This window comes from Aureispira sp. CCB-QB1 (genome assembly GCF_000724545.1).
GTDB lineage: Bacteria > Bacteroidota > Bacteroidia > Chitinophagales > Saprospiraceae > Aureispira.
Genome location: NZ_JHBV01000004.1, coordinates 35,608 through 55,607, shown reverse-complemented (window position 1 = coordinate 55,607; position 20,000 = coordinate 35,608). Strand labels below are relative to the sequence as shown.

15 protein-coding genes and 2 tRNA genes are annotated in these 20,000 nt (G+C 34.9%); 7 read left to right on the top strand and 10 right to left on the bottom strand.

Features of this window, described 5'->3' with window-relative positions; genetic code table 11:
* Positions 1-34: 34 nt before the first annotated feature.
* Positions 35-1,102 (bottom strand): glycosyltransferase, encoded by a 1,068-nt coding sequence (locus CG11_RS01145; RefSeq protein WP_052592269.1) that lies wholly within the window; start codon positions 1,100-1,102, stop codon positions 35-37.
* Between the two features lie 843 nt (positions 1,103-1,945).
* On the opposite strand from CG11_RS01145, the gene galE reads away from it, so the two are divergent.
* The 4 genes from galE (at position 1,946) to mnmE (ending at position 5,827) form a co-directional block, all read left to right on the top strand.
* Positions 1,946-2,977 carry a UDP-glucose 4-epimerase GalE gene (galE, locus tag CG11_RS01140; protein ID WP_052592267.1) on the top strand — a complete coding sequence of 344 codons (1,032 nt, stop codon included), beginning with the start codon at positions 1,946-1,948 and terminating at the stop codon, positions 2,975-2,977.
* 416 nt (positions 2,978-3,393) lie between these two features.
* On the top strand, positions 3,394-3,885 hold the full coding sequence (locus CG11_RS01135) for a hypothetical protein (protein ID WP_052592265.1): 492 nt from the start codon (positions 3,394-3,396) through the stop codon (positions 3,883-3,885).
* Positions 3,886-3,891: 6 nt separating this feature from the next.
* Complete coding sequence (locus CG11_RS01130; protein ID WP_052592263.1) at positions 3,892-4,236, top strand: hypothetical protein; 345 nt, start codon at positions 3,892-3,894, stop codon at positions 4,234-4,236.
* 169 nt (positions 4,237-4,405) lie between these two features.
* Positions 4,406-5,827 carry a tRNA uridine-5-carboxymethylaminomethyl(34) synthesis GTPase MnmE gene (gene mnmE / locus CG11_RS01125; protein ID WP_052592261.1) on the top strand — a complete coding sequence of 474 codons (1,422 nt, stop codon included), beginning with the start codon at positions 4,406-4,408 and terminating at the stop codon, positions 5,825-5,827.
* An 84-nt stretch (positions 5,828-5,911) separates the two neighbouring features.
* Here the strand turns inward: mnmE and CG11_RS01120 are convergent, their stop codons facing one another.
* The 5 genes from CG11_RS01120 to CG11_RS29030 form a co-directional block, all read right to left on the bottom strand.
* Positions 5,912-7,765 (bottom strand): hypothetical protein, encoded by a 1,854-nt coding sequence (locus CG11_RS01120; RefSeq protein ID WP_052592259.1) that lies wholly within the window; start codon positions 7,763-7,765, stop codon positions 5,912-5,914.
* A gap of 40 nt (positions 7,766-7,805) precedes the next feature.
* The gene (locus CG11_RS01115; protein WP_052592257.1) at positions 7,806-8,528 is read right to left on the bottom strand and encodes a protein phosphatase 2C domain-containing protein; all 723 of its coding nucleotides are present in this window, start codon (positions 8,526-8,528) and stop codon (positions 7,806-7,808) included.
* A gap of 81 nt (positions 8,529-8,609) precedes the next feature.
* The gene (locus CG11_RS01110; RefSeq protein ID WP_052592255.1) at positions 8,610-9,098 is read right to left on the bottom strand and encodes a hypothetical protein; all 489 of its coding nucleotides are present in this window, start codon (positions 9,096-9,098) and stop codon (positions 8,610-8,612) included.
* A gap of 77 nt (positions 9,099-9,175) precedes the next feature.
* Positions 9,176-10,024 (bottom strand): hypothetical protein, encoded by an 849-nt coding sequence (locus CG11_RS01105; RefSeq protein ID WP_052592253.1) that lies wholly within the window; start codon positions 10,022-10,024, stop codon positions 9,176-9,178.
* Between the two features lie 5 nt (positions 10,025-10,029).
* Positions 10,030-13,644, bottom strand: coding sequence for a DUF4157 domain-containing protein (locus tag CG11_RS29030; RefSeq protein ID WP_063832980.1), 3,615 nt, complete (start codon positions 13,642-13,644; stop codon positions 10,030-10,032).
* Positions 13,645-14,112: 468 nt separating this feature from the next.
* Here CG11_RS29030 and CG11_RS01095 point away from each other — a divergent pair, with 468 nt between their 5' ends.
* The 3 genes from CG11_RS01095 to CG11_RS01085 all read left to right on the top strand — a co-directional run bounded on the left by CG11_RS01095 (position 14,113) and on the right by CG11_RS01085 (position 14,944).
* Positions 14,113-14,553, top strand: coding sequence for a hypothetical protein (locus CG11_RS01095; RefSeq protein ID WP_052592250.1), 441 nt, complete (start codon positions 14,113-14,115; stop codon positions 14,551-14,553).
* A 112-nt stretch (positions 14,554-14,665) separates the two neighbouring features.
* A tRNA-Met gene (locus CG11_RS01090) sits at positions 14,666-14,737 on the top strand.
* A gap of 135 nt (positions 14,738-14,872) precedes the next feature.
* Positions 14,873-14,944, top strand: a tRNA-Met gene (locus tag CG11_RS01085).
* 141 nt (positions 14,945-15,085) lie between these two features.
* Here CG11_RS01085 and CG11_RS01080 read toward each other — a convergent pair.
* From CG11_RS01080 to CG11_RS01065, 4 genes are all read right to left on the bottom strand, one after another.
* Positions 15,086-15,526 (bottom strand): hypothetical protein, encoded by a 441-nt coding sequence (locus CG11_RS01080; RefSeq protein ID WP_156039615.1) that lies wholly within the window; start codon positions 15,524-15,526, stop codon positions 15,086-15,088.
* Between the two features lie 319 nt (positions 15,527-15,845).
* Positions 15,846-17,156 (bottom strand): DUF2851 family protein, encoded by a 1,311-nt coding sequence (locus CG11_RS01075; RefSeq protein WP_052592247.1) that lies wholly within the window; start codon positions 17,154-17,156, stop codon positions 15,846-15,848.
* A gap of 93 nt (positions 17,157-17,249) precedes the next feature.
* Entirely contained in the window at positions 17,250-18,398 is a 1,149-nt protein-coding gene (locus CG11_RS01070) for a glycosyltransferase family 4 protein (protein WP_197043753.1), read from the bottom strand.
* 261 nt (positions 18,399-18,659) lie between these two features.
* Positions 18,660-19,949, bottom strand: a complete 1,290-nt coding sequence (locus CG11_RS01065) for a hypothetical protein (RefSeq protein ID WP_052592244.1) — start codon at positions 19,947-19,949, stop codon at positions 18,660-18,662.
* Positions 19,950-20,000 lie beyond the last annotated feature (51 nt).

Sequence of the window (20,000 nt, the reverse complement as noted above, 5' to 3'; positions counted from 1 at the left end):
TCTATCACAAGTCTAAAAACATATTAAAATTGCTCTATTTTATATAGCTTGAAATTATATTTCCCAATTGTTTTGGTGTATATTTGATAAAAGGTTTAGATTCCTTTTTCGCCAAAGAATCAATGCTTTGTTTCAAATCTAAATTGGCTTGTTGTTGAGTTATAAAAAATCCTTTTTGGGCTAATCTTCTTGCCAAATATTCTTGCTCTGTCTGTCCTGGTGTTGGAATTAATAGAACTTTTGAGCAACCTAAGGTCAATAGATCCATGATGGTACTATAACCTGAACGAGCAATAACTATTCTACTCTCTTCAATTGCAATTTGTAAGGCATCCGAATCTAAAAAAGATTGCCATCGAATATTAACAGCCAATTGTTTTTCCTCTACTGATTTGGGTTTTCCTCCAACAATCAAAAACTGATATGGCAATTGAGTGGCTTGTTTTATAACTTTCTCTTCCAAATACGTGCGTTGTGGTTCGGGACCTGATAAAACAACAATTACATCTTGACGGGCAGGGCGTTTTGACATCTTAGACAATCTAGACAATGGTCCCAAATAAGCGATATTTTTTAAACTAGTTTTGTGTGCTAAATCCCCTGCTATATTAGGTTCTAATTCATAATCTGGCACCCAACAAGCATTAAATTTTTGAATGAAAAAATGATTGCACTTTGCTACAAACGCTTCTATATATCGATTGGGAACCTGAATATTAAGTTGATGTGTTATAAAAATAGACTGAATTTTATGGTGATACATTCCATAGCGATTATCAGAAATAATTGTCGTAATTTTATATTCCTTGATAATAGAATTCAACTTTCTACGTTCTAAACGTATTGCTCTTAGAATTTTGGGTACCTGAGGTAAGATGTTTAAAAACATATTGCTCCCCTTGTAGTGAATACCGTAAGTAGGTAATTCAATCGTATTCAAATGGGGATATTGCTGACGAAGAAGGATCAATGCTTCTCCATCAGAAGCTAAAACAACATTGGCGCCTTGTTGTTCTAATTCATCAATAATTGGAATGCAACGAGTGGCATGTCCTAATCCCCAATTCAAAACAGCAACAAGTATATTTTTAGATGTTTCCAAAAGATTTAATTATAATAATAGTTCAATAGCACTTCGTGTAGAGGACAAAGTGGGATACTTTTTGTTGGTAATATTACGAACATTTAGCATTGGGTGCTTGTTAGGGCAGACACAATCATTGATAACAAATAACAAGACACAACAGCTTCGCAATAAAGAGTAACTACTTATCATAACTAGATTAACTCATCATTACAACTGTGTAATTTTACAGCAATCATTTGGATTCTACACCACAAAACCTGCCTTTTTAATAAAAAAAATTTAACTTAGTTGTTCAAAATGTTATTTCATGCAGCTAAGTGTATAAAATTGTAAAGACTATGAAAAATACAAAAAAGCTTTTAGTTCTATTTGTTGCCTTGGTGCTTGTTGTTGGAATGACAGGCTGTAAAGCTGGTTGCGGTTGTCCTCATTGGTAGCCCATCTCCAACACTTCGTTAAAACCATTCCCAGACAAATCAATTAACACAATAAATAAAATAGTTCAAGTATGAAATTAGCTGCAAAGAAAATAGTTGTGGTTTTATTAGCAATCGCCATGGTAGTAGGTATGAGCAGTTGTAGAACCCAGCAAGGATGTCCTAGTAACTTTTCACTAGAAATTAGTAAGTAAGTAACACGACAAGTAATCCATTATTAAAATATAATTTAGGTTCTTACAGGTTCGCAGCACATTCCCTACTTTAGTTTGTTTTAATTTACGAATGTACTTTTTTATCTTTTTGGTAAAAATCAACGAACTAGCAATACTATATAGTATTTGCATGTATTGAATACACTGTGTCCTGTTTAGTAATTACTTAAATTTTTTGTTTACAAGAAAATTGATACCTTTTAGAAATGTCTAAAATATTGGTAACTGGTGGGTGTGGTTATATTGGTAGTCACACCATTATTGATTTAGTAGAAAATGGTTTTGATGTAATTTCTATCGACAACAATGTCCGATCTAATCCTGAAATTTTGGATGTTGTTGCCCAAATTACAGGTAAAACGATTCCTAACTATGCTGTTGACCTTTGCAATTTAGAAGCCATTAAAACGGTCTTCGAATCACATCAAGATATTGTCGGCATCATACATTTTGCAGCATACAAAAGTGTGCCTGAATCGGTTCAAGAACCATTAAAATACTATCAGAACAACCTAAACAGTTTGCTCAATGTATTAACTTGCATTCATCAGTATCAGATTCCTAACTTTATATTCTCTTCTTCTTGTTCTATTTATGGCAACACCTCTGTTCTACCTGTAACGGAAGACACTCCTATGTCAAGAGCAGAAAGTCCTTATGCTAGTACCAAACAAATGGCGGAGAGAATTATTGAAGATTTTTCTGTTGCCAATCCTAACATTAATAGCATCTTATTGCGTTATTTCAACCCTGCGGGTGCCCATCCTAGTGGTTTGATGGGAGAAATTCCTCAAGCGGGAGCCTACAATGTTGTTCCAATTTTGATGGAAGCATTAACAGGAGCTAGAGATCAGTTTACGGTTACAGGCAATGATCACGACACTAGAGATGGTAGCTGCATCCGAGACTATATCCATGTTATGGATGTTGGTAATGCGCATACAAAATCCTTACAATATTTGCTTAACAATAAAAATAATGCTAATTGTGAAGCCTTTAATGTAGGCATAGGGAAAGGTATTTCTGTCTTAGAATTAATTACCGCCTTTGACAAAGCGACTGGGCAAAAATTAGATTACAAAATTGGTCCTCGTAGAGCAGGTGACGTTTCGGCCATCTATTCTGACTACTCAAAAGCAAACAAACTGTTGGGCTGGACGCCAAAATATAATGTTGACGACATCCTGTCTACTGCTTGGCAATGGTTTCAAAATGGATCTACTTTTGTAAAACAATAGCTCTTTTATTACTTTCCACCATTTCATTCTAGCTGGCAAGCACTTGCTTTCCCATTATGGCTAAATTCAACCTTATTGATTGATCAATAAGGTTGAATACTTAAAGACAATAGCTAACAGTGCAATTACTACAAACAATCATCCTTCAATAAAATATCGACTTACTAAAACGATAGGAATAAAATTTGTGTTATTGGCTATGTATTAATGATTATCACGAATGTAATTCTTATTAAGAATAAAACAATTGGTTTGCTATAGCCTTTTTTCCTTTATCTAACCTATCATCAAAAGACGCGTAACCTCTGTTTTGCTTTTTTGATGAAGAAAAAAAGCAGCATAGTTCGCTTCTCATACATTCCGTTCAATCATTGTTATGATAATATCTTAAAATTTAGTCCACCACAAAAATACCAATGAAAACTTTTTTTTGTATCTTTTTGTTTAGTTTTATACTAATGAATACTGGTTTGCAGGCTCAAATCAAACGCAATTTATACACTTATCAAGCTGCTCAAGTCGAATTTTGGTATCCCAATGAGTGGCAAATAGACGAGGAAGATAAAGTAGCAACATTGCAAAATGATGATGGTTCTCTATCAATTACGTTTTCTATCATGGAAGCTGATCAAATAGAAGAAGCCCTAATTGAGTTGGAAGCAATTATTCAGACTCAATTGACACAGCCTAATATTACGACAGAACCCGAAATTATAGAGTTAAATGGGATGATGGGAGTTGTATCTGAATTAGAAGGTAGCATTAATGGTAGTCCAGTCCAATTAGGAGTGTTTATTGTAGATAGTCCACAAAATGTATTATTGGTCTTGGGGATGGGACATGAGCAAACCTTACAAAAAAATAATAAGGTGCTAGACAAAATTATAAAAAGTATTAAACCGATTTAAATAAGAATGGAAGTAGGATTTTTTGTACTGGGCTTGATTGCTATACTAGGGACTTTTTCGTTGTATAGAAATGGTCAAAAAAATAAACTTATTCATGCTGTAATCAATGATTTCCTGGACAAAAAAAATGGTTTATTGGTCGGCGTAGATAGACCCAATAATTCGGGTCCCTTTGAAGACGAGTATTATGACCATCAAGGGGATAATTTATACCAAAACCTAGGCTACCAAAACAATGAAACAGTCTATAGAAAAGTTGCTTACCAGACTAGTGATGGCTCGAACAAACAGGCTTGGGTTCAAATTCGTATTGAAAACTTGAAGGTTACCTATATTGAATGGAAAGAATAGTACTTCGTACAAAATTGGCGTTCCATTGTTTTTAGAGCAATTCATTCCTAGTTTAAGTTTTTAGTTTTAACTTTGTTCTTGAATTATTTTTCATTTATTCAAGGTATAGAAGACCATTCAATAGCTATAAAAATCGATACCTTGTTCTTTATTTATAATACACTTCACTTTGTACAACTTCATTGATCTCCAAGACACTATAGTTGCCTTAGCTACTCCTGCTGGTAGTGGCGCTATTGGAATTGTCCGCCTTTCTGGCAACCAAGCTATCTCAATTACCAATGAAGTCTTTCAAGCTAAAGACTTACAACAAGTTGATTCTCATACGATTCATTTGGGATATATTCGCGATGAACAAAATAAAATCATTGATCAAGCTTTAGTTTCTGTTTTTAAAAACCCACATTCTTACACAAAGGAGGATGTTATAGAGGTTTCTTGTCATGGTTCTCGTTATATTCAGCAACAACTGATTGAACTGTTTATTCGCAAAGGTGCTAGAATGGCTAGAGAAGGGGAATTTACATTGCGTGCTTTTTTGAATGGTCAAATGGACTTGTCTCAAGCTGAAGCTGTGGCTGATTTAATTGCTGCCGAATCTGAATCAGCACACCAATTGGCTTTGTCTCAAATGCGGGGAGGTTTTTCGGATCAAATTAAGGAGCTCCGAAGCGAATTAATTCATTTTGCCTCCATGATAGAACTAGAATTGGATTTTGGTGAGGAAGATGTAGAATTTGCCAATAGAGAAAAACTGCAAGAACTCGTTCAACAAATTGTTCGGATTATCAAGCGCCTTTTAGATTCCTTTCAATTGGGCAATGCCATCAAACATGGCGTCCATACGGTATTGGCTGGTCGCCCCAATGCAGGAAAATCAACGCTTCTAAACGCTCTGCTCAATGAAGAACGAGCCATTGTTTCTGACATTGCGGGAACAACAAGGGATACCATCGAAGAAATACTCAATATTCAAGGGGTTCAATATCGCTTAATTGATACCGCAGGCATTCGAGAAGCAACCGACCAAATAGAGGCTATTGGGGTCGAAAAAACGTTGGAACAGGTTGCCAAATCTGCCATTCTAATTTACGTCTACGACCAAACGACATTAAGCCCTTTAGAGGCACAAGCTGATCTTCAAAAATTGGCGACAGCGGATATGAATATCATTGTTGTTGCCAACAAAGCAGATTTGCATTCTCAAAATCAAGCTCCATCCTCTCTTGAAAAGAACGATACTCTAGAAAAAGTTACACAAAATTTGACGACGCCATACACTACTCTATCGCTTTCTGCCAAGGACAAAACGCAAATTGACCAGCTCAAACAATTGCTTTTTGACTTGGTCGCTTCTGGGCAATTGCAACAGGATAGTAGCATTGTCTCTAATTCTCGCCACTACGAAGCGCTTCAATCTGCTCTACAGTCTTTGGATGCTGTTTTGGAAGGATTGGGAATTGGCATTTCTAACGATTTTTTAGCCATGGACATTCGCCACGCTTTAAATTACTTGGGTGAAATTACTGGCGAAATCTCTACGGATGATTTGTTGGGGAATATTTTTTCTTCTTTTTGTATCGGAAAGTAAAAGCAACCATATACTTCCTGTAAGACACGTTAAAAAGTCCTAGAGAGGTCATTATTTTAGAGAAACATCAAATTTCAATAACACCTATTCCATATCTGGAGTTCCTATCAAAACAGGAGCATCAGTAACCACCACCACCCGTTCTTTACCAAACCACTGCTGAAGTTGTTTTTTTAGCCCATCAGGTAGATCCCTACTAATGCGAATTTCTTTTATTTGCTTCAAATTTTGTATCTCTTTGGGAAGTGTTTGGATAGGATTTTGAACTAACGAAAGGTATTCCAAATTGCTCAATTTTGCAATAGTGGTAGGCAAATTTATCAAGCAATTAAACGATAAATCCAAACGCTTCAAATGCTTTATTTTCTCTATTGAACAAGGCAATTTTTGCAAATAATTTTTCGCCAATACTAGCCCCTTTAATTCCCGCAGTTGAGCAACTTTTACTGGCAATTTTCCTTTCAATTGGTTATCACTCAAATCTAAATACTTCAAATTTTCACTAATAAAAACTTGCTGCGGTATCTTCTCCAAATTATTCTTAGCTAAAGAAATACTTTCCACCCATTCAAATTCTTTTAATGGTAGTTTATTGTCCCATTTTTGATTCGAAAAATCTCTTTTAAGCGAATTTTTAAGCTCTAAAAAATGATCACTCATCCAGCCAGTTCCTTGATTATCATAAAGTTTAGTTTTTGATTCTATCAACTTTTCTCCCAATTGCTCTTTTAGAGCTATAATTGCAGATAAAGACGTTCTATCATCTACTAAAACTCTTTTTAAAGAAGGCATTTTTTCTATTCCTTTCGGCAAACCTAGTATTGGATTTCCTCTCAAATCAAGTTCTTCTAAATGAATTAATTTTGCAATAGAATTTGGCAAGGTCGTCAAATAATTATACGACAAATTCAACTGTTTTAAAATAGCAGCCTCCCCCGCCTCTATCTTTATGTTTGACAAGCGATTCAAACTCAAATCTAGTATTTGTAATTGGGGCAAATAGGTGCTATTAAAAGCAAAATTGGATAGGGAACAATCCTTTAAAGATAATTGGGTTAACTGAGGAAAAATTGTGGTTGTTAGTATAGATTTTTCTTCCTCATTGTGCCACTCCTTTTCTGCATCTATAGAGAGCGTTTTCCCCCTCAAATGAGGTCTATAAAATGTCTGGTATCGGTAAGTATTCGTCGTTAAAAATAATTCTTGAAGTGTTGAACTATTCGACCTCAAAGCCTCCAAACAAGCATCAACAAAATGATCTACTTTATGATTCGTTGACAGACCAAAAGAAGTTAAGCCACTCAAACCAGATAGCGATTCGATATCTTTTGTATTTAAAGTCGTTGCATATAGACGAACCTTTTCTAAGTTTGTTAGCCCCTTCCATGTAGTAGAAATAGGTAAAACGGCTTTGCTTGAACGATGATTTTCAAGATGCAATTCTAAATATCGCAAACGATTTAATTGTTGAATTTCAACTGGCAATTGTGTCGTATAGATGGTTAACTCTTCTAATGTTTTTGTGTTCCACAAAGCAGTAGGGATTGAAGGCAGTTCGGTATAAAAGTACTGGTTAGATGTTAAAGATTCAAAAGGATATTGAACGACCTTCTTTAAGCTTTTTAATGCATTGACATGTTTAGGAAACTGGCTTACTAAGGGCAATTTTAACACTTCAATTTCTGGCAAATCTTGTACAAAATTAGACGCAATCGTATCCAATTGAAAATCTGTTGAGCAGCAAGCAGCACAATCTTCTATAAATAAAAAGTTGCTGATATCAACTACTTTTTGATGCTTATAAGAAGGCATTTTTTCCTTATAATAACAAGCGTTGAACTCCCAAGAACAAGGTTCGTAAGGAATATCTGAGACACAGTCTTGACTATAACCTATTTGTATTATAAACACACTAATAATAGTGATTAGTTGTTTCATATTTTACCTATTAAGAAGGATAATAACATCCTTATCATTGTCACTTCTGCTGCATAAAAATCAAAGTAGTATCATCATAAATCCATTCCAAAAAATCCGTCATCAACAATTGATTAAAAACAATAGGGCTATCAAATAGGTCCTTTCTATTGAGACAATTCTCAAAAGCTTTTTTTGCTGTCAATGACTCCAATATATCCTGAAGACCATCGGTTGCAATTAATATTCTTTGAATAGGATTGGCTTGATAAAACGTCTTAAACTGTAAGCCTAATTGAGATTTCAACAAGTTATAACATAAATAATTGGGCTTATTATTGGTAGACAAATCCACCCAAGTAGTATCGTGCAAAATAACTCCATCTCCCATAGAAAAAAAGGTAACTCCTGCGCTATTCGCAACAAAACCTACTATTGTAAATAGAAAATAGTCCCGAAGAACTTCTTTCCAATCATCTTGCGAATCATCGGCTAGTTGTTGGGCTATTCTAAGCATAAAGGCTTCCAATGCGGTCTGTAGTTGACTTATTTCAAAACTTGGATTCGAAGCATTTTTAAGTAGATAATTGGTAATAAATCTAGCTCCTAATTTTGCCCCTACTTCACTATTCGGTCGAGAGCCACAGCCGTCGCAAACGACTCCTACTGTCAGAGAAGCATTACTTCCCCAACTAAAAGCATCTTGATTGTTGTATAACAATCGTTGATGGCTTTTACCAATGATATGAGCGTCTGTAATGTTGAATGAATCTATATAGCGCATCGTTTTTATGTCTTGTAATGTTATTTTCTTGTGTAGTTGTTGTCCTCCAACAACTATTCTATGGAGCCCTTTGGGGTTTAATTAGTCCATATCTTCTTCATGAATTTTCCAGATATTAGGATAGAATAACTTTTCCTTTATGGGCAATTCATCGTCATCATTTTCATAAATAGACTCATTGTATTGAGACAAACTAAAATCTTTAAGAAAAAGCAAGGCTTCTATTTCTCGACCAAACGCATCAAATCTAAAAATTTCTAAGGATTGAAATTCAAAATTTTTATAATTTTCCACAAAAAATGTATGGCTATTTTTGATTTGAAACAAACTAAAAGGTAAGGTCGCATAATGTGCTTTATGAAAAGAATGAACCTGTTTTATATGGTTAATTTCATGATAAAATACTTTTATCACCTTTCTATTCGACCAACTTTCTGTCACCTTTGTATCCAAAGATGCATCAAAATAGGCTCTAACAAATCTTTTTTCCTGATGTTCTTTGGATAACTCTGTAACATCATTTTGAAAAAATATACTTTTATACTCTTTATAATTTCGGAACAAACTCACTAATGGATAATTAACGATTTAGGCCTTGATTAAATGGTATATTTTGATGCCTAAAATAGGATCTCTTGGTAACGTACTTAGTTTTTTCGGTGTTGTATTTTTGTAATAATGGCGTCCAGTACTTTTTCTGTTACCTGTGTATCGCCATTGCGGTTTATATCATAAGGCTCTAGTAACTTAATTTCATTTTCCTGATTAACCAAAAGTTGCACATCTAGAATATCAACTCCATCTTGCCTTAGAGCTTCTTTTATTTGCTTCAAATAATCTATATTTTTTAAGGTAGCAATAGAATTATTTAATGCTCCGACATATATTTTGCCCTTCTTATCTAAATCATATTCAATCAAATTCTCACACAATAACCCCTCATATCCTAAGTCACTAACACCCACTATTTCATATCCTAATCCATTCAATTCGTCGTCCCCTCCTAGTTGAATTCCAGCCTTACCTTGATTGCCCAAAATTAAGGATGATTGGTTCTTAAAATCAATTTGAAGTCCCACATCTGCATTTTCTTTCTTTATTAACTTAAGCCCTACTATGGGCACCTCTAAACAGTCTGCTAAGTGCTGCTCGCTTTCTGTTAAAGACAATGCATAGTCGCTGATAAACAAACCTTCCAATCCAAGATGAAAGACTCCGTTATTATTGACACGAGCAATTACATCTCTTGTATAAGAAAAATACGAAAATGTAATTGTAAGCTTATTATTTAAAACAATAGAAATAGGCGCATCGTTATAATTGGCAAAAAAATCCTTCGATACATTGTATTTAGCAAATTGAGTGCGACTTTCTTCAAAAGCAGTTTTAGATTTAAAGTGCCTTTGAATATTTGTAATTTTCGCCCCTATCAAAAACTGAAATAATTTTATTCTATTTGATAACTTAAGTTGGGCAAAGTATTTTTCTACTTTCATTATTGTTATTCAGGTTTTAAAGTGTAATGAGATCCAGATTTTGACAGAAAACCAACTCTAGGATGTGCAGCCATTTCTAAGAATTCGTCAAAAGATTCTCGAGAGACCGTATTGCCTAGTAAGTTGAATAAATCATCGGAGGTATAGTTAACATTTTTACTAATATTGGACGTGATAATATTTGTCATAGCGTCTTCTATTGCTGTATTAACAATTTGAATACTAGGGGTTTCAGAACTTGCTTTCACTCCTAAAGGATCTGCTACAACCAATCGACCATCTTTCTGTATTAAAAACTGTAGATCATCTATAAAGAGCTCCTCTTTAGTTATAATGCGTTTGATTTCTTCAAGGCTCTTTATACTTTCTAAATTAAGCAAATGGCTATCTTGTGTACCAAAAGCAGTTGGTTTCCAAGAACCAGCATAACGTTTCATCACCATAGCAGGTTTTCCATTAACCGATGTAATTCCTAGAATTTCTCCGATTGGCATATTATAACCTTTTAAAGTTTCCATATACTGGATTTCTTTAATAATAACACTTGGGTCTGTTTCTTTCAACACACTAATAACACGATCCGTGCCCAGAGCATACGTTATTTTGTCCTGTCCTTCTCCCAAAGCAGAAGGCAAGGTCATATTTTCCAAATCGTCAAAATAGTGCATAGAAGGTAGAGATTCCACCAATTGATTTTTGGTCACAGCAGACTCCAACGCTTCTCTCAAAGCCTTTGTTTCGTCTGGTGTTAGATCGCCAAGACTTTTCTTTAAGCCATTTTTTTTCAACAAATTAAAGAAATCTTCTACTCGAGTAATGCCACTTTTCACAGCATAAACAGCCAAATCTAGCAATTCTTTAGATCCAGGGACTAGTTGCATTTGAGCCATATTGGTAGAGCGAATCTTTTTCCAAAACTCACTCTTATGCTCTGCCCGCTTCAAAATATTAGCCTTTAACTTATCATCTATCCCATCTATTTTGGCTAATTTTGCTTCTAACTCAGACAAAGCCTTGGCGGGATCCGTTTTTGCCAATTCGTTAAACCCTTCAACAGGTGCTTTCAGAGGCTTGAGCAGCTTGGCAACTGCTGCAAAATCCAATCCTACTCCTACCATAGCCAAGATTACCCAAGCAAAACTAGGATCTTTAGACATCAAACCAACATCGTGCGCTGCTTTTTCATCGGCATATTTACCAAATTCTCTAGTGACATCATAAACACTCAAACCAACCCCACCAACTGCTGCCATAACACCAACGGTACCACCACCGCCACTAACCAAGCCCAAACTAATTGCCAGCAAGGCAATACCAATACTAATTAAAGCATCTTTGAGTTTAATATCTCCAATATGATCTTGAATTACCTTATCTTGAATAGAGCCTTTAGAAATGCCCTCTTGCTCGTACATTTTCTTCATCAAGTTATCCAAGGTAAAGACAAATTCCTTGTCCTCTTGCATTTTGGCTTTTGTATTGGCAATATTTTCTCTTTGCTTTTGTATATAAGCCAACAAAAATGCCTTGGTCTCCTCAGGAGATTGTTGGCTTAGTTTTTTTAGATCAAAAGCCGGATCTTTGAGTAAGGGATGGTCTTTCCCAAACCCTTCCATGGTAGCCGTTGCTTCCGCTTTTTGTTGTTTGGATTTATCTCTATAACCTTGAATATTTTTCTCTACTTGCTCACTAGACCTCGTAGTTGTCCCCATTGCCATACTAGCCATAGAAGCATAAGAGGCATTTTTATCAGACTCTGCATATTTCTTTTTGGCACCACTTTGAGCCACCTGATCCCCCAACTTCTTAGCATCTACTGTTGATAAGTAGCGTTGCTCTTCTTTATACAAAAAGTGCTCATATTGTTGCAATAGACCAACTCCTGTAGCTACTGCTTCTTGCTGAAAAGAAGCTAAATATTCCTTTGTTTTATTTTCATAATCGGTTAGATCCTTAAACCCATGCTTTTTAGCAGCATCATTAGCTTTATTATAGAACGTCAAAGAAGCTTGTGCACCACCTCCCATTGCCCCTGCGATAGAGAGCGATTCAAAAGTTTGCATATCACTAAAAATTCCTTCGGTAGCAAATAGCTCATTCTCAATATCCGTCCGTTTCTTTTTGTTTTGACCTCGCTCCTCTTGCTCTTTAACAAATACATCCAAACTTTTTTGCATTTGCTCTATAGAAGTCGCTTTGCCCGTCACTCGGCTAGCATATTCGGCAACCAAAGCATCATTTAAGCCCTCTATTTTTTGAATCAAGGCAATTGCTTTGGGATAATCCTTAGGACTTAAAACGATGCCTCCATTGTCTTCTCCTATTGTAATGAGTTGTTTTGCTTTTTCAGAGAGGTTCATAATTTTCTCTCGTTGCGCCAATACCTCATCCCTATAGACATTCCACAAAGCCTCATCACCAGCTTCTTTCTTAGCCTTGCCCGAAGCCTCTTGAAATCTACGGTTAATTTCTTCTATTAAGGCATCTTTTGTTCCTTTCGGAAGTCCTTCCAATTCTTTGCTTCTATCAGAAGCTCCTTTAACAGCTCCTTTGTCATCTACCTCAACCCCAGCTCCTGTTGTACTCTGTGATCGATAGCGTCGGTATTCTGCGGCGGGAACCGTTACATGATATCGGATCGTTTTGCCCTCTTCTCCTATCGTTGCCGTTGGGTCGACACTGACGCCATTAATTTTCCAACTAGAATTAACTACTTGACCATAAATTTGATTTTCAATCAATATCATCCATTCTTTACCGCTCAGTTTTCCCTTTACGACGACAAGAAAGGTTAGTTCATCATCATTCTTTTGGATAACTTCCTGTTCTTTTTCATCCTTTTTATTCAGCCCTATAGGAGCTTGACCACTTTTTGCCAAACGTTCTAAATCTGGAGCATTATTAACTGGCTCACCATTTTCCATCCCCGTAGGCTTGACCAAACCTTGTTTTTGCTGTACCACATGCCACAATTCCTCACTTAAATACTTTTCTTGTCCTGGAGCTAAGAAAATTTCGTTTCCTCTTGTAAATGCATTCGCATGAAACTTAAAAGGTTCTAAAGAATTGTAATGAATGATAACATCATCCAACAAGACTCCAGATTCTTGTTCTATTTTATTTTTTAATCCTTGAGGAACATTACCTTTGCTTGAAGACTGGTGCTTGCGTAAAGAATCTAAGTCAATCTGCTCGCCTTCAGTTTCTTGAGGATCGGTATTTTCTGAAGAATGTAAAAGACTCTTTAGGTCAATTAACTGCTCTTTGTTTCCTTCTTCTTTTTGAGGGTCGTTTTTTGAAATATCTTTTGTCTTGGGCAAGGCACCGTGCCAAGCTTCATATTTCAGTACAAACAACATTTTTTGAGTTTCTGTGATAAGAGACTTAGAAACTAAGTCATCTAACTCGTCATGCGAACTAGGTGTAAATATCTCAGACTCCCCTACTTGAATAAATTTTGTGTGAACACGAACAGATTCTCCATTATTATTCAACTCTGGTGGCGGTGGATTATTGTTGACGGGATTGGTATCAGTTGGATTGGTATTTGAAGTATCTTGTCTATCGTTGATATTTTGACTAGATTGTTGTTCTTTTATTTGTTCCTCTTCAAAAGCCATAATTTTAGGTTTTTAATAGGGTGATGATGTGACTAACAATTGGTTACAAGTGAACAGCACCCAACAAAAGGACAAGTCTTATATGAATCAAGTCATGTGGTGATATTCGAGCTTAAATATAGACTTTTTTTTCTATAAAAACTATGGATATTTCCTTTTTCTACAACAAAACAAGTTTCCTTAACATTCATTTAATAATTTCTACCCTATCACAAAGCAACCTCCTATAAACAGGCTACTTCAAGCGAAATATCTTTTTTCGAATACAAGAGCAAGGAATAATTTTTCTCATCTCTCCCCCCTTACATTCAGCCAGTTCTATGTTATATGCAAAATACTTCTATTTTATTCTTATTTAGAGGTAACAATTTGCTATTTATAGTCATAAATAACTAAAGTAATCATACCGCACGTCCTTAATCTATTTGCAAAAACTTCCCTAATCTATTTAGGTATAAAAAAGAAAAAATGAAACTTTTAAACATCATTCCCCTTTTGTTTTTTCTGTGTTTTTTTGCAGAAATGCGTGGACAGGCGAGTAATAAGACATCTCAAATAGCGATTTTACCAACAGGAGTTACCAAAATCAGGATCAATGCACCTAGCAATCGTATACAAGTGTTAAAGACAAAAGGAACGCGTATTTCTATTGAAACAGCTATTCGAATTAATGCAGGAACACTGCCATTACTTGATTATCTTATCAAAAGTGGTCGTTATGAATTGGATGTCATTGTAGATGGTCAAACCAATATATTAACATTGTCTCCCCCAAAAAGCAACAAAGTACTTTTGGTCAAGGGAGAAGAATGTCAAGAAGCCGTTACTTACAAAATTCATATTCCCGAAACAGTTGATTATATTGAAACGTTAAATACTAATCAAGAAAATTTCGTTCCACACCAATAAAATAAGACTCTAATTTTCAAGCAACTACATTCAAGCTGCTATATTTTCTCAAATAAAACGATGTATAAATTTGCATTTACAAAATAAAAGTTATACATTTGTACTCACAAAACGCAGAGTGGAGCAGCGGTAGCTCGGCGGGCTCATAACCCGTAGGTCGTAGGTTCGAGTCCTACCTCTGCAACTATTTTAAAGTCTCAAAACTACAATTGGTTTTGAGACTTTTTTGTTTCTTGCTCTTTATTTACTAAAAATTAATATTTTTTTATTCATAAATTTGCATTTACAAAATAAAAGTTATACATTTGTACTCACAAAACGCAGAGTGGAGCAGCGGTAGCTCGGCGGGCTCATAACCCGTAGGTCGTAGGTTCGAGTCCTACCTCTGCAACTATTTTAAAGTCTCAAAACTACAATTGGTTTTGAGACTTTTTTGTTTCTTGCCTCTATAAGCTCAACCCTACCAATAAAAAAACCTTTGCAAGACTATATTCTGCAAAGGCTTTTCAAAACAATATCTTTATATTTATTTTTAGTTTAAATCTCCTCCAAAGTGTCGCTCTTCTAGGATATCTGCTACTTCAGCCACCTCCCACAAAATGTATAAAAACTCCTCTTTCGTCAAAAACTCATGAACAGGGCTAGCTTGCACCACTACAGTTTCACAAGGATTCCCGTCCTTATCTTTATCTGGTACAATTGTAACCGTACTATATACGCCATATCCAGATTCTTTCATCAACTGGTATAAGTTAACATTCGGCGTATATGTTCCTGCCCTACTGGTAAAATACACACAATCTTTCCCTTTTCCTCTACCTGGAACAACCCAAAGCCATACAAACTGATATCTAAAACTACCATCTTGCAACTTCATGGCTATATCAATTCCTAACTTGCCGTCATCTAGTTCTTTTAGCTTGTATTTTTTTGTCTCTGCGTATTCTTTTAACACTTCTTTTAAATCAATCATGGAGCGATTTTTTTTGTGAGATAATTGGTTAATTCTAAATCTATTGGTCAACAAATAAGAATTAAAAACCAATGAAAAAAAAGTAATTCTTATTAATTGATTATCTAAACAAGATACAATTTTTGAATTACACAACAAATAAATAATCGCCTTATTTTATATCCTAAAAATTAAACTAAAAGTTTAGAAAACAGTTGATTTTCTTCAAAGTTAGACGAGACATATAACACAGCATTTTAACTATTCTCCTTCCAACTTTTGAACAAGAGTTCTAGTTAGGACTATTAGCTTTTTGTGGCAATTTTATAAATATATAAAGTCAAGATGAAGATCTTTGCAATATTTTATGACCTATGGCACACGACAAACAACGCTTGGCTCGACAGTATTTATTTTTTAGCTGAATAAGCCCCTGTGTGTCATAAGCTGAATGAGGCTTCATGCCCAAATTCTGCCATTGTGCAACAACCATATTTACTTCTGGCTTCACCAATTGCAGCAACTCCAATGCTCGTTTTTTATATCTATCTTCGCCCTTATAAACACCATAAACAAAAAGAAAAGGGGCAATGGTATTTATTAAAATCAAATCGATTGTTTTGCTGCCCAGTCTTTTCTTACGGTGGCTAGAAGATTCTCCTAATCTATAATGGGTATCCCAATAACCATTCAGTTCCAAATGAAACAATTTTTTGCAGTCTACCACATGTTGTGTGGCTAAAATTTTGGAGAATAAGTGGCTTGATTGATGAATCAGAACCGCAAATTGAGCCAAACGAATCGTTGGAAAATTAGCAGGGCGCATTCTTCCAAATTTCCAACTAGAAGCATTCAAAGCTATTAATTCGTATTTATGCGCTAAGTACTGGTACTCTTTTTCTAGCTTCTGGAGATATTTGTCTTCTACCTCTTCCCCATTCAATTCAAACAAAAAACCTGCTTGTCCGAATAGCAAAGCCTCTAATTGAAACAGATCCTGTTTATGTTTCGCTAGCACCATCAATGGCAGTGATTGCGCCAATGCCTCAAAAGCACTAGTATTTTGCTTCATTCCAAAATTTCGAGCCAAGAATTGATAAAATACGACTTCCCAATTGTACTGCGTTTGTTCTAAACAAGTTATAATTTCTGCTGTTTTATCTTCTAGTCGTTCGACAACCAAACGATCCAACCACATTTTTTTTAAATGAATAGAGACCTCAAAAAATTGCTGTTCGCAAGGTATGCTTTGTTGATTGGTCTTCAGTGCCCAGTAGCGTTTTATGTATTGATTGGGAATTTTATTTTTTAGTATTAACGTAGGAACTGTGGTGCCATCTGCTCTATAAATAGACTGATCGTGCTCATAAACGACATGTAATATGGTATTCTTATAAGCCTTGTCTTTTTGATGCTGGTGCACCAACCAATCGGAGGATTTTTTATGAATTTCTACACTTCCAGCCCATAAAGTTCCTCCTATTCGAATACGAGCATCACTAAAATCAGGTCCCGCATGATCGTTTTGTCTGCCTACCCGAATTAATTCAATCGACTCTCCATCAACCGTCTTAAGATCTTTAAAATCAAACAATTTAAATTGCCAGATATAGTGTAAAAAAGCTTCTGAAAATGGGATTGGGGTAGTCATGCTAATTCGTTTTTATTGGTGAAATAATTTGGAATTAGCTGAAACGGGAAAGTTATTTGGAATGTTTCAATTCTTACATGATAAAATTAAGGCTTAGATATCTTGCTTCGCAAGTTTTTTCAAAATTTCATGCATTTTATAAGTATAATCATCGGTCATAAAATTAGAGGCGACAAAGGTTCTACCAGCTTTTCCCATCCTTTTTCGTTTTTCAGGATATCGAACCATATCTTCCATAGCTGCCAATAACTCTCCTTCCTTTTTGTTATCAAATAATAAACCTCTCTTACCATGCTCTACTAATTCGGGGGTCGCACCACTTCTCACACCGATAATTGGTTTTTCATAAGCCATACCCTCAATAGTAGATCGCCCTAATCCTTCGTATAAAGAAGCTGTAATCACAATATCTGTTTCTCGATAAATTTCTTTTAGATTAGGAAGATACCCTAGCAATTGCACACTATCTTTCAAGTTTAAATATTGTACTAATATTTTAAGGTATAATGTATATAAATACTGACCATCACCTACCACTAAAAGCTTAGTATTCGGGAATTTTTTAATTAATTTTGCAAACGCTTTAATAATTTTAGCTTGTTGCTTAGATGGATGTAACATTCCAACAACTGTAAAAATAACGGTATCATCCTTTGAGCTCTTGACGGTATCTAAAGCATTGAACTGTTCTCTTGAAAAAACCGCATTATAGACTATATTGTAATCAACAATACCATTTTCTTCTAAAACTCTTTGTCCTATTGCCTTTGATATAGCAACAACTAAATCTGTTTTTTTCAAAGCTGTTACAAAAGCTGCTTTATTAGGATAGAATTTATAATTATAATGTAATTCTGCCATTTCTCGAATGTGCCATACATGTGGCAATTCTTCTGTTTTTGCCAACTTAAAACCAATATCAAAGACAGAACTATTACTATAGATACACTGCGCTTGAAATTCTTTGGCAATATGCCTCATTTGTATCAAAGCTTGTTTATTCTTTTGAGCTCTTTTTTTTCTACGAAAAAAACTAGGTCTACCCTCCCTATAAACAAAAGGGTAAAAAGCTACTACTTCGTATGCACAATTAATTTGTTCCAAAACATTGGTAATTTCACCAATTCCTGGTACAATTACTTTTATAGAATAATCCAACTTTGCAAACCCTTCTATCATATTAACTAAAGACCGGTTTGCTCCGTAATATTGTGTATAATGCGTTATAAATAGTATTTTCATTTGGTTGTCTATTAACATTATTAACATTACTCCGTTAAAAAATCGTACTAATTTGATTATCAGCAAGATACACCTTAGCCAATCTTTGTACTAAAAGAGTGATAATCAACGGCGAAGCCCTCGCACGGTACCACGAAGTAGCAGCGAAGCTAAACTAATGCAAGATGCTTTTTACGTTTTTACTTCGTGCGCCTACGGGTTCGTAGAAAAACTAAAAAACCAACAGAGTATTATATTAACTAAGCAGTTAATTTATAGCAATTAACTCCTGCCTTGCATGAACTCATTAATATACTGAATTGCCAATGCACCGCTTTTTCCTTCATTTTCCGTTCCTAAAACAGCGTTATAATAAGCCGCTTTTTTGTAGACCTCCGTATCTTTGGCTTCTATTTCTTTTTTTATTAGTTCCAAAAGGTGTTCATAATCTAAGGCATGACTAGCCAATCCATTTTTGCAATAACGATACATATCTCGTATATCCTCCTCAAAAGGGATAAACTCATAATAAATACTAACAACGTTTAACAGTACGGCTTCTAAATGAATGGACGTATTTCCTGCTATAATCAAATCTTGTTTTTTTAGAAAGTCAAATGCATTTTCTTCTTTCGTAGATCTTAAAACTTTGTTAGGTATATTAAAGCTTGTATCATCAGCAGGATGCGGTCTAAATGTAATTGTGATAGTAGGAAAAGTATTGCTAAGCTCTCTCAAAAAAGTTTCTACGACTACTTGCTCATCCATTTTATTGGAACAAACACCTATGTTTTGTACACGAATCTTAGTATTACGGCAATTGATATAAGAATCAAATTTTGGCATCCCAATAAATTTCACCAAGCCATTAACACGCCCATTCGATTGATATTGGTCTAATGTTGCTTGCCCTTCTAATAAACTTAAATCAAAGTCCAAAGGAGGGAAATAGGGTGTAACGCTCGCATGTTGAATGTAAATAGTTGGTATTTCTAATGTCTTAGCGGCCATAAGAAGTGCCCGAGGAAACGTTGTGTGATCATTAGAAAATACAATATATTCTGGCTTATATTTTTTTAGAAATTGTAAACAAGCCTCGTATTGTCCTACACTTTTAAATATATAATCAACATAATCCCATGCTTTATTGCCATAAGATTTATAAAAGTGCCAAAAAACCCAAGGAGCCTTATATAATCGAAGCCATATTGACCAATGTAACAAAGGAACAATATCTTCTTTTTCTGTCGAATAGCTTTCATACGCTAGATAGACAAAAGAATCATTTTTCTTTTTTAAAACACTTAGTATATCTTTATTATTTTGGCTGATAACCAATAAGCAAGGTTTTCCTACTAGCCTAGAATAATTTCTTTTTTGAGAAAATTTGAACCAATAAATTACTCCTTTAATTGGTAAAAATACAATCCGTCCCAATATATTGAATATTCTTTTGGGCAGTGTTTTAGCAGAAAAAATAACTCGTACATTAGTAGGTGCCACTTCTAAGAAGCCATTAAACCCCAATTGAGTTATAGAATAATAAATATCAATTAGTTTTTTATTTTTCACTAAATTTGAGTTACGGTTAACATTTCTTTCGATTGGTCAACATAAAATTTA

Excerpts from the sequence above, each read along its gene's own strand:
- CG11_RS01135 (WP_052592265.1), top strand. The coding sequence starts at position 3,394 with ATGAAAACTTTTTTTTGTATCTTTTTGTTTAGTTTTATACTAATGAAT.
- CG11_RS01105 (WP_052592253.1), bottom strand. The coding sequence starts at position 10,024 with ATGAAAGTAGAAAAATACTTTGCCCAACTTAAGTTATCAAATAGAATA.
- CG11_RS01080 (WP_156039615.1), bottom strand. The coding sequence starts at position 15,526 with ATGATTGATTTAAAAGAAGTGTTAAAAGAATACGCAGAGACAAAAAAA.
- CG11_RS01115 (WP_052592257.1), bottom strand. The coding sequence starts at position 8,528 with ATGCGCTATATAGATTCATTCAACATTACAGACGCTCATATCATTGGT.
- CG11_RS01075 (WP_052592247.1), bottom strand. The coding sequence starts at position 17,156 with ATGACTACCCCAATCCCATTTTCAGAAGCTTTTTTACACTATATCTGG.
- CG11_RS29030 (WP_063832980.1), bottom strand. The coding sequence starts at position 13,644 with ATGGCTTTTGAAGAGGAACAAATAAAAGAACAACAATCTAGTCAAAAT.
- CG11_RS01120 (WP_052592259.1), bottom strand. The coding sequence starts at position 7,765 with ATGAAACAACTAATCACTATTATTAGTGTGTTTATAATACAAATAGGT.
- CG11_RS01070 (WP_197043753.1), bottom strand. The coding sequence starts at position 18,398 with ATGAAAATACTATTTATAACGCATTATACACAATATTACGGAGCAAAC.
- CG11_RS01095 (WP_052592250.1), top strand. The coding sequence starts at position 14,113 with ATGAAACTTTTAAACATCATTCCCCTTTTGTTTTTTCTGTGTTTTTTT.
- galE (WP_052592267.1), top strand. The coding sequence starts at position 1,946 with ATGTCTAAAATATTGGTAACTGGTGGGTGTGGTTATATTGGTAGTCAC.
- CG11_RS01130 (WP_052592263.1), top strand. The coding sequence starts at position 3,892 with ATGGAAGTAGGATTTTTTGTACTGGGCTTGATTGCTATACTAGGGACT.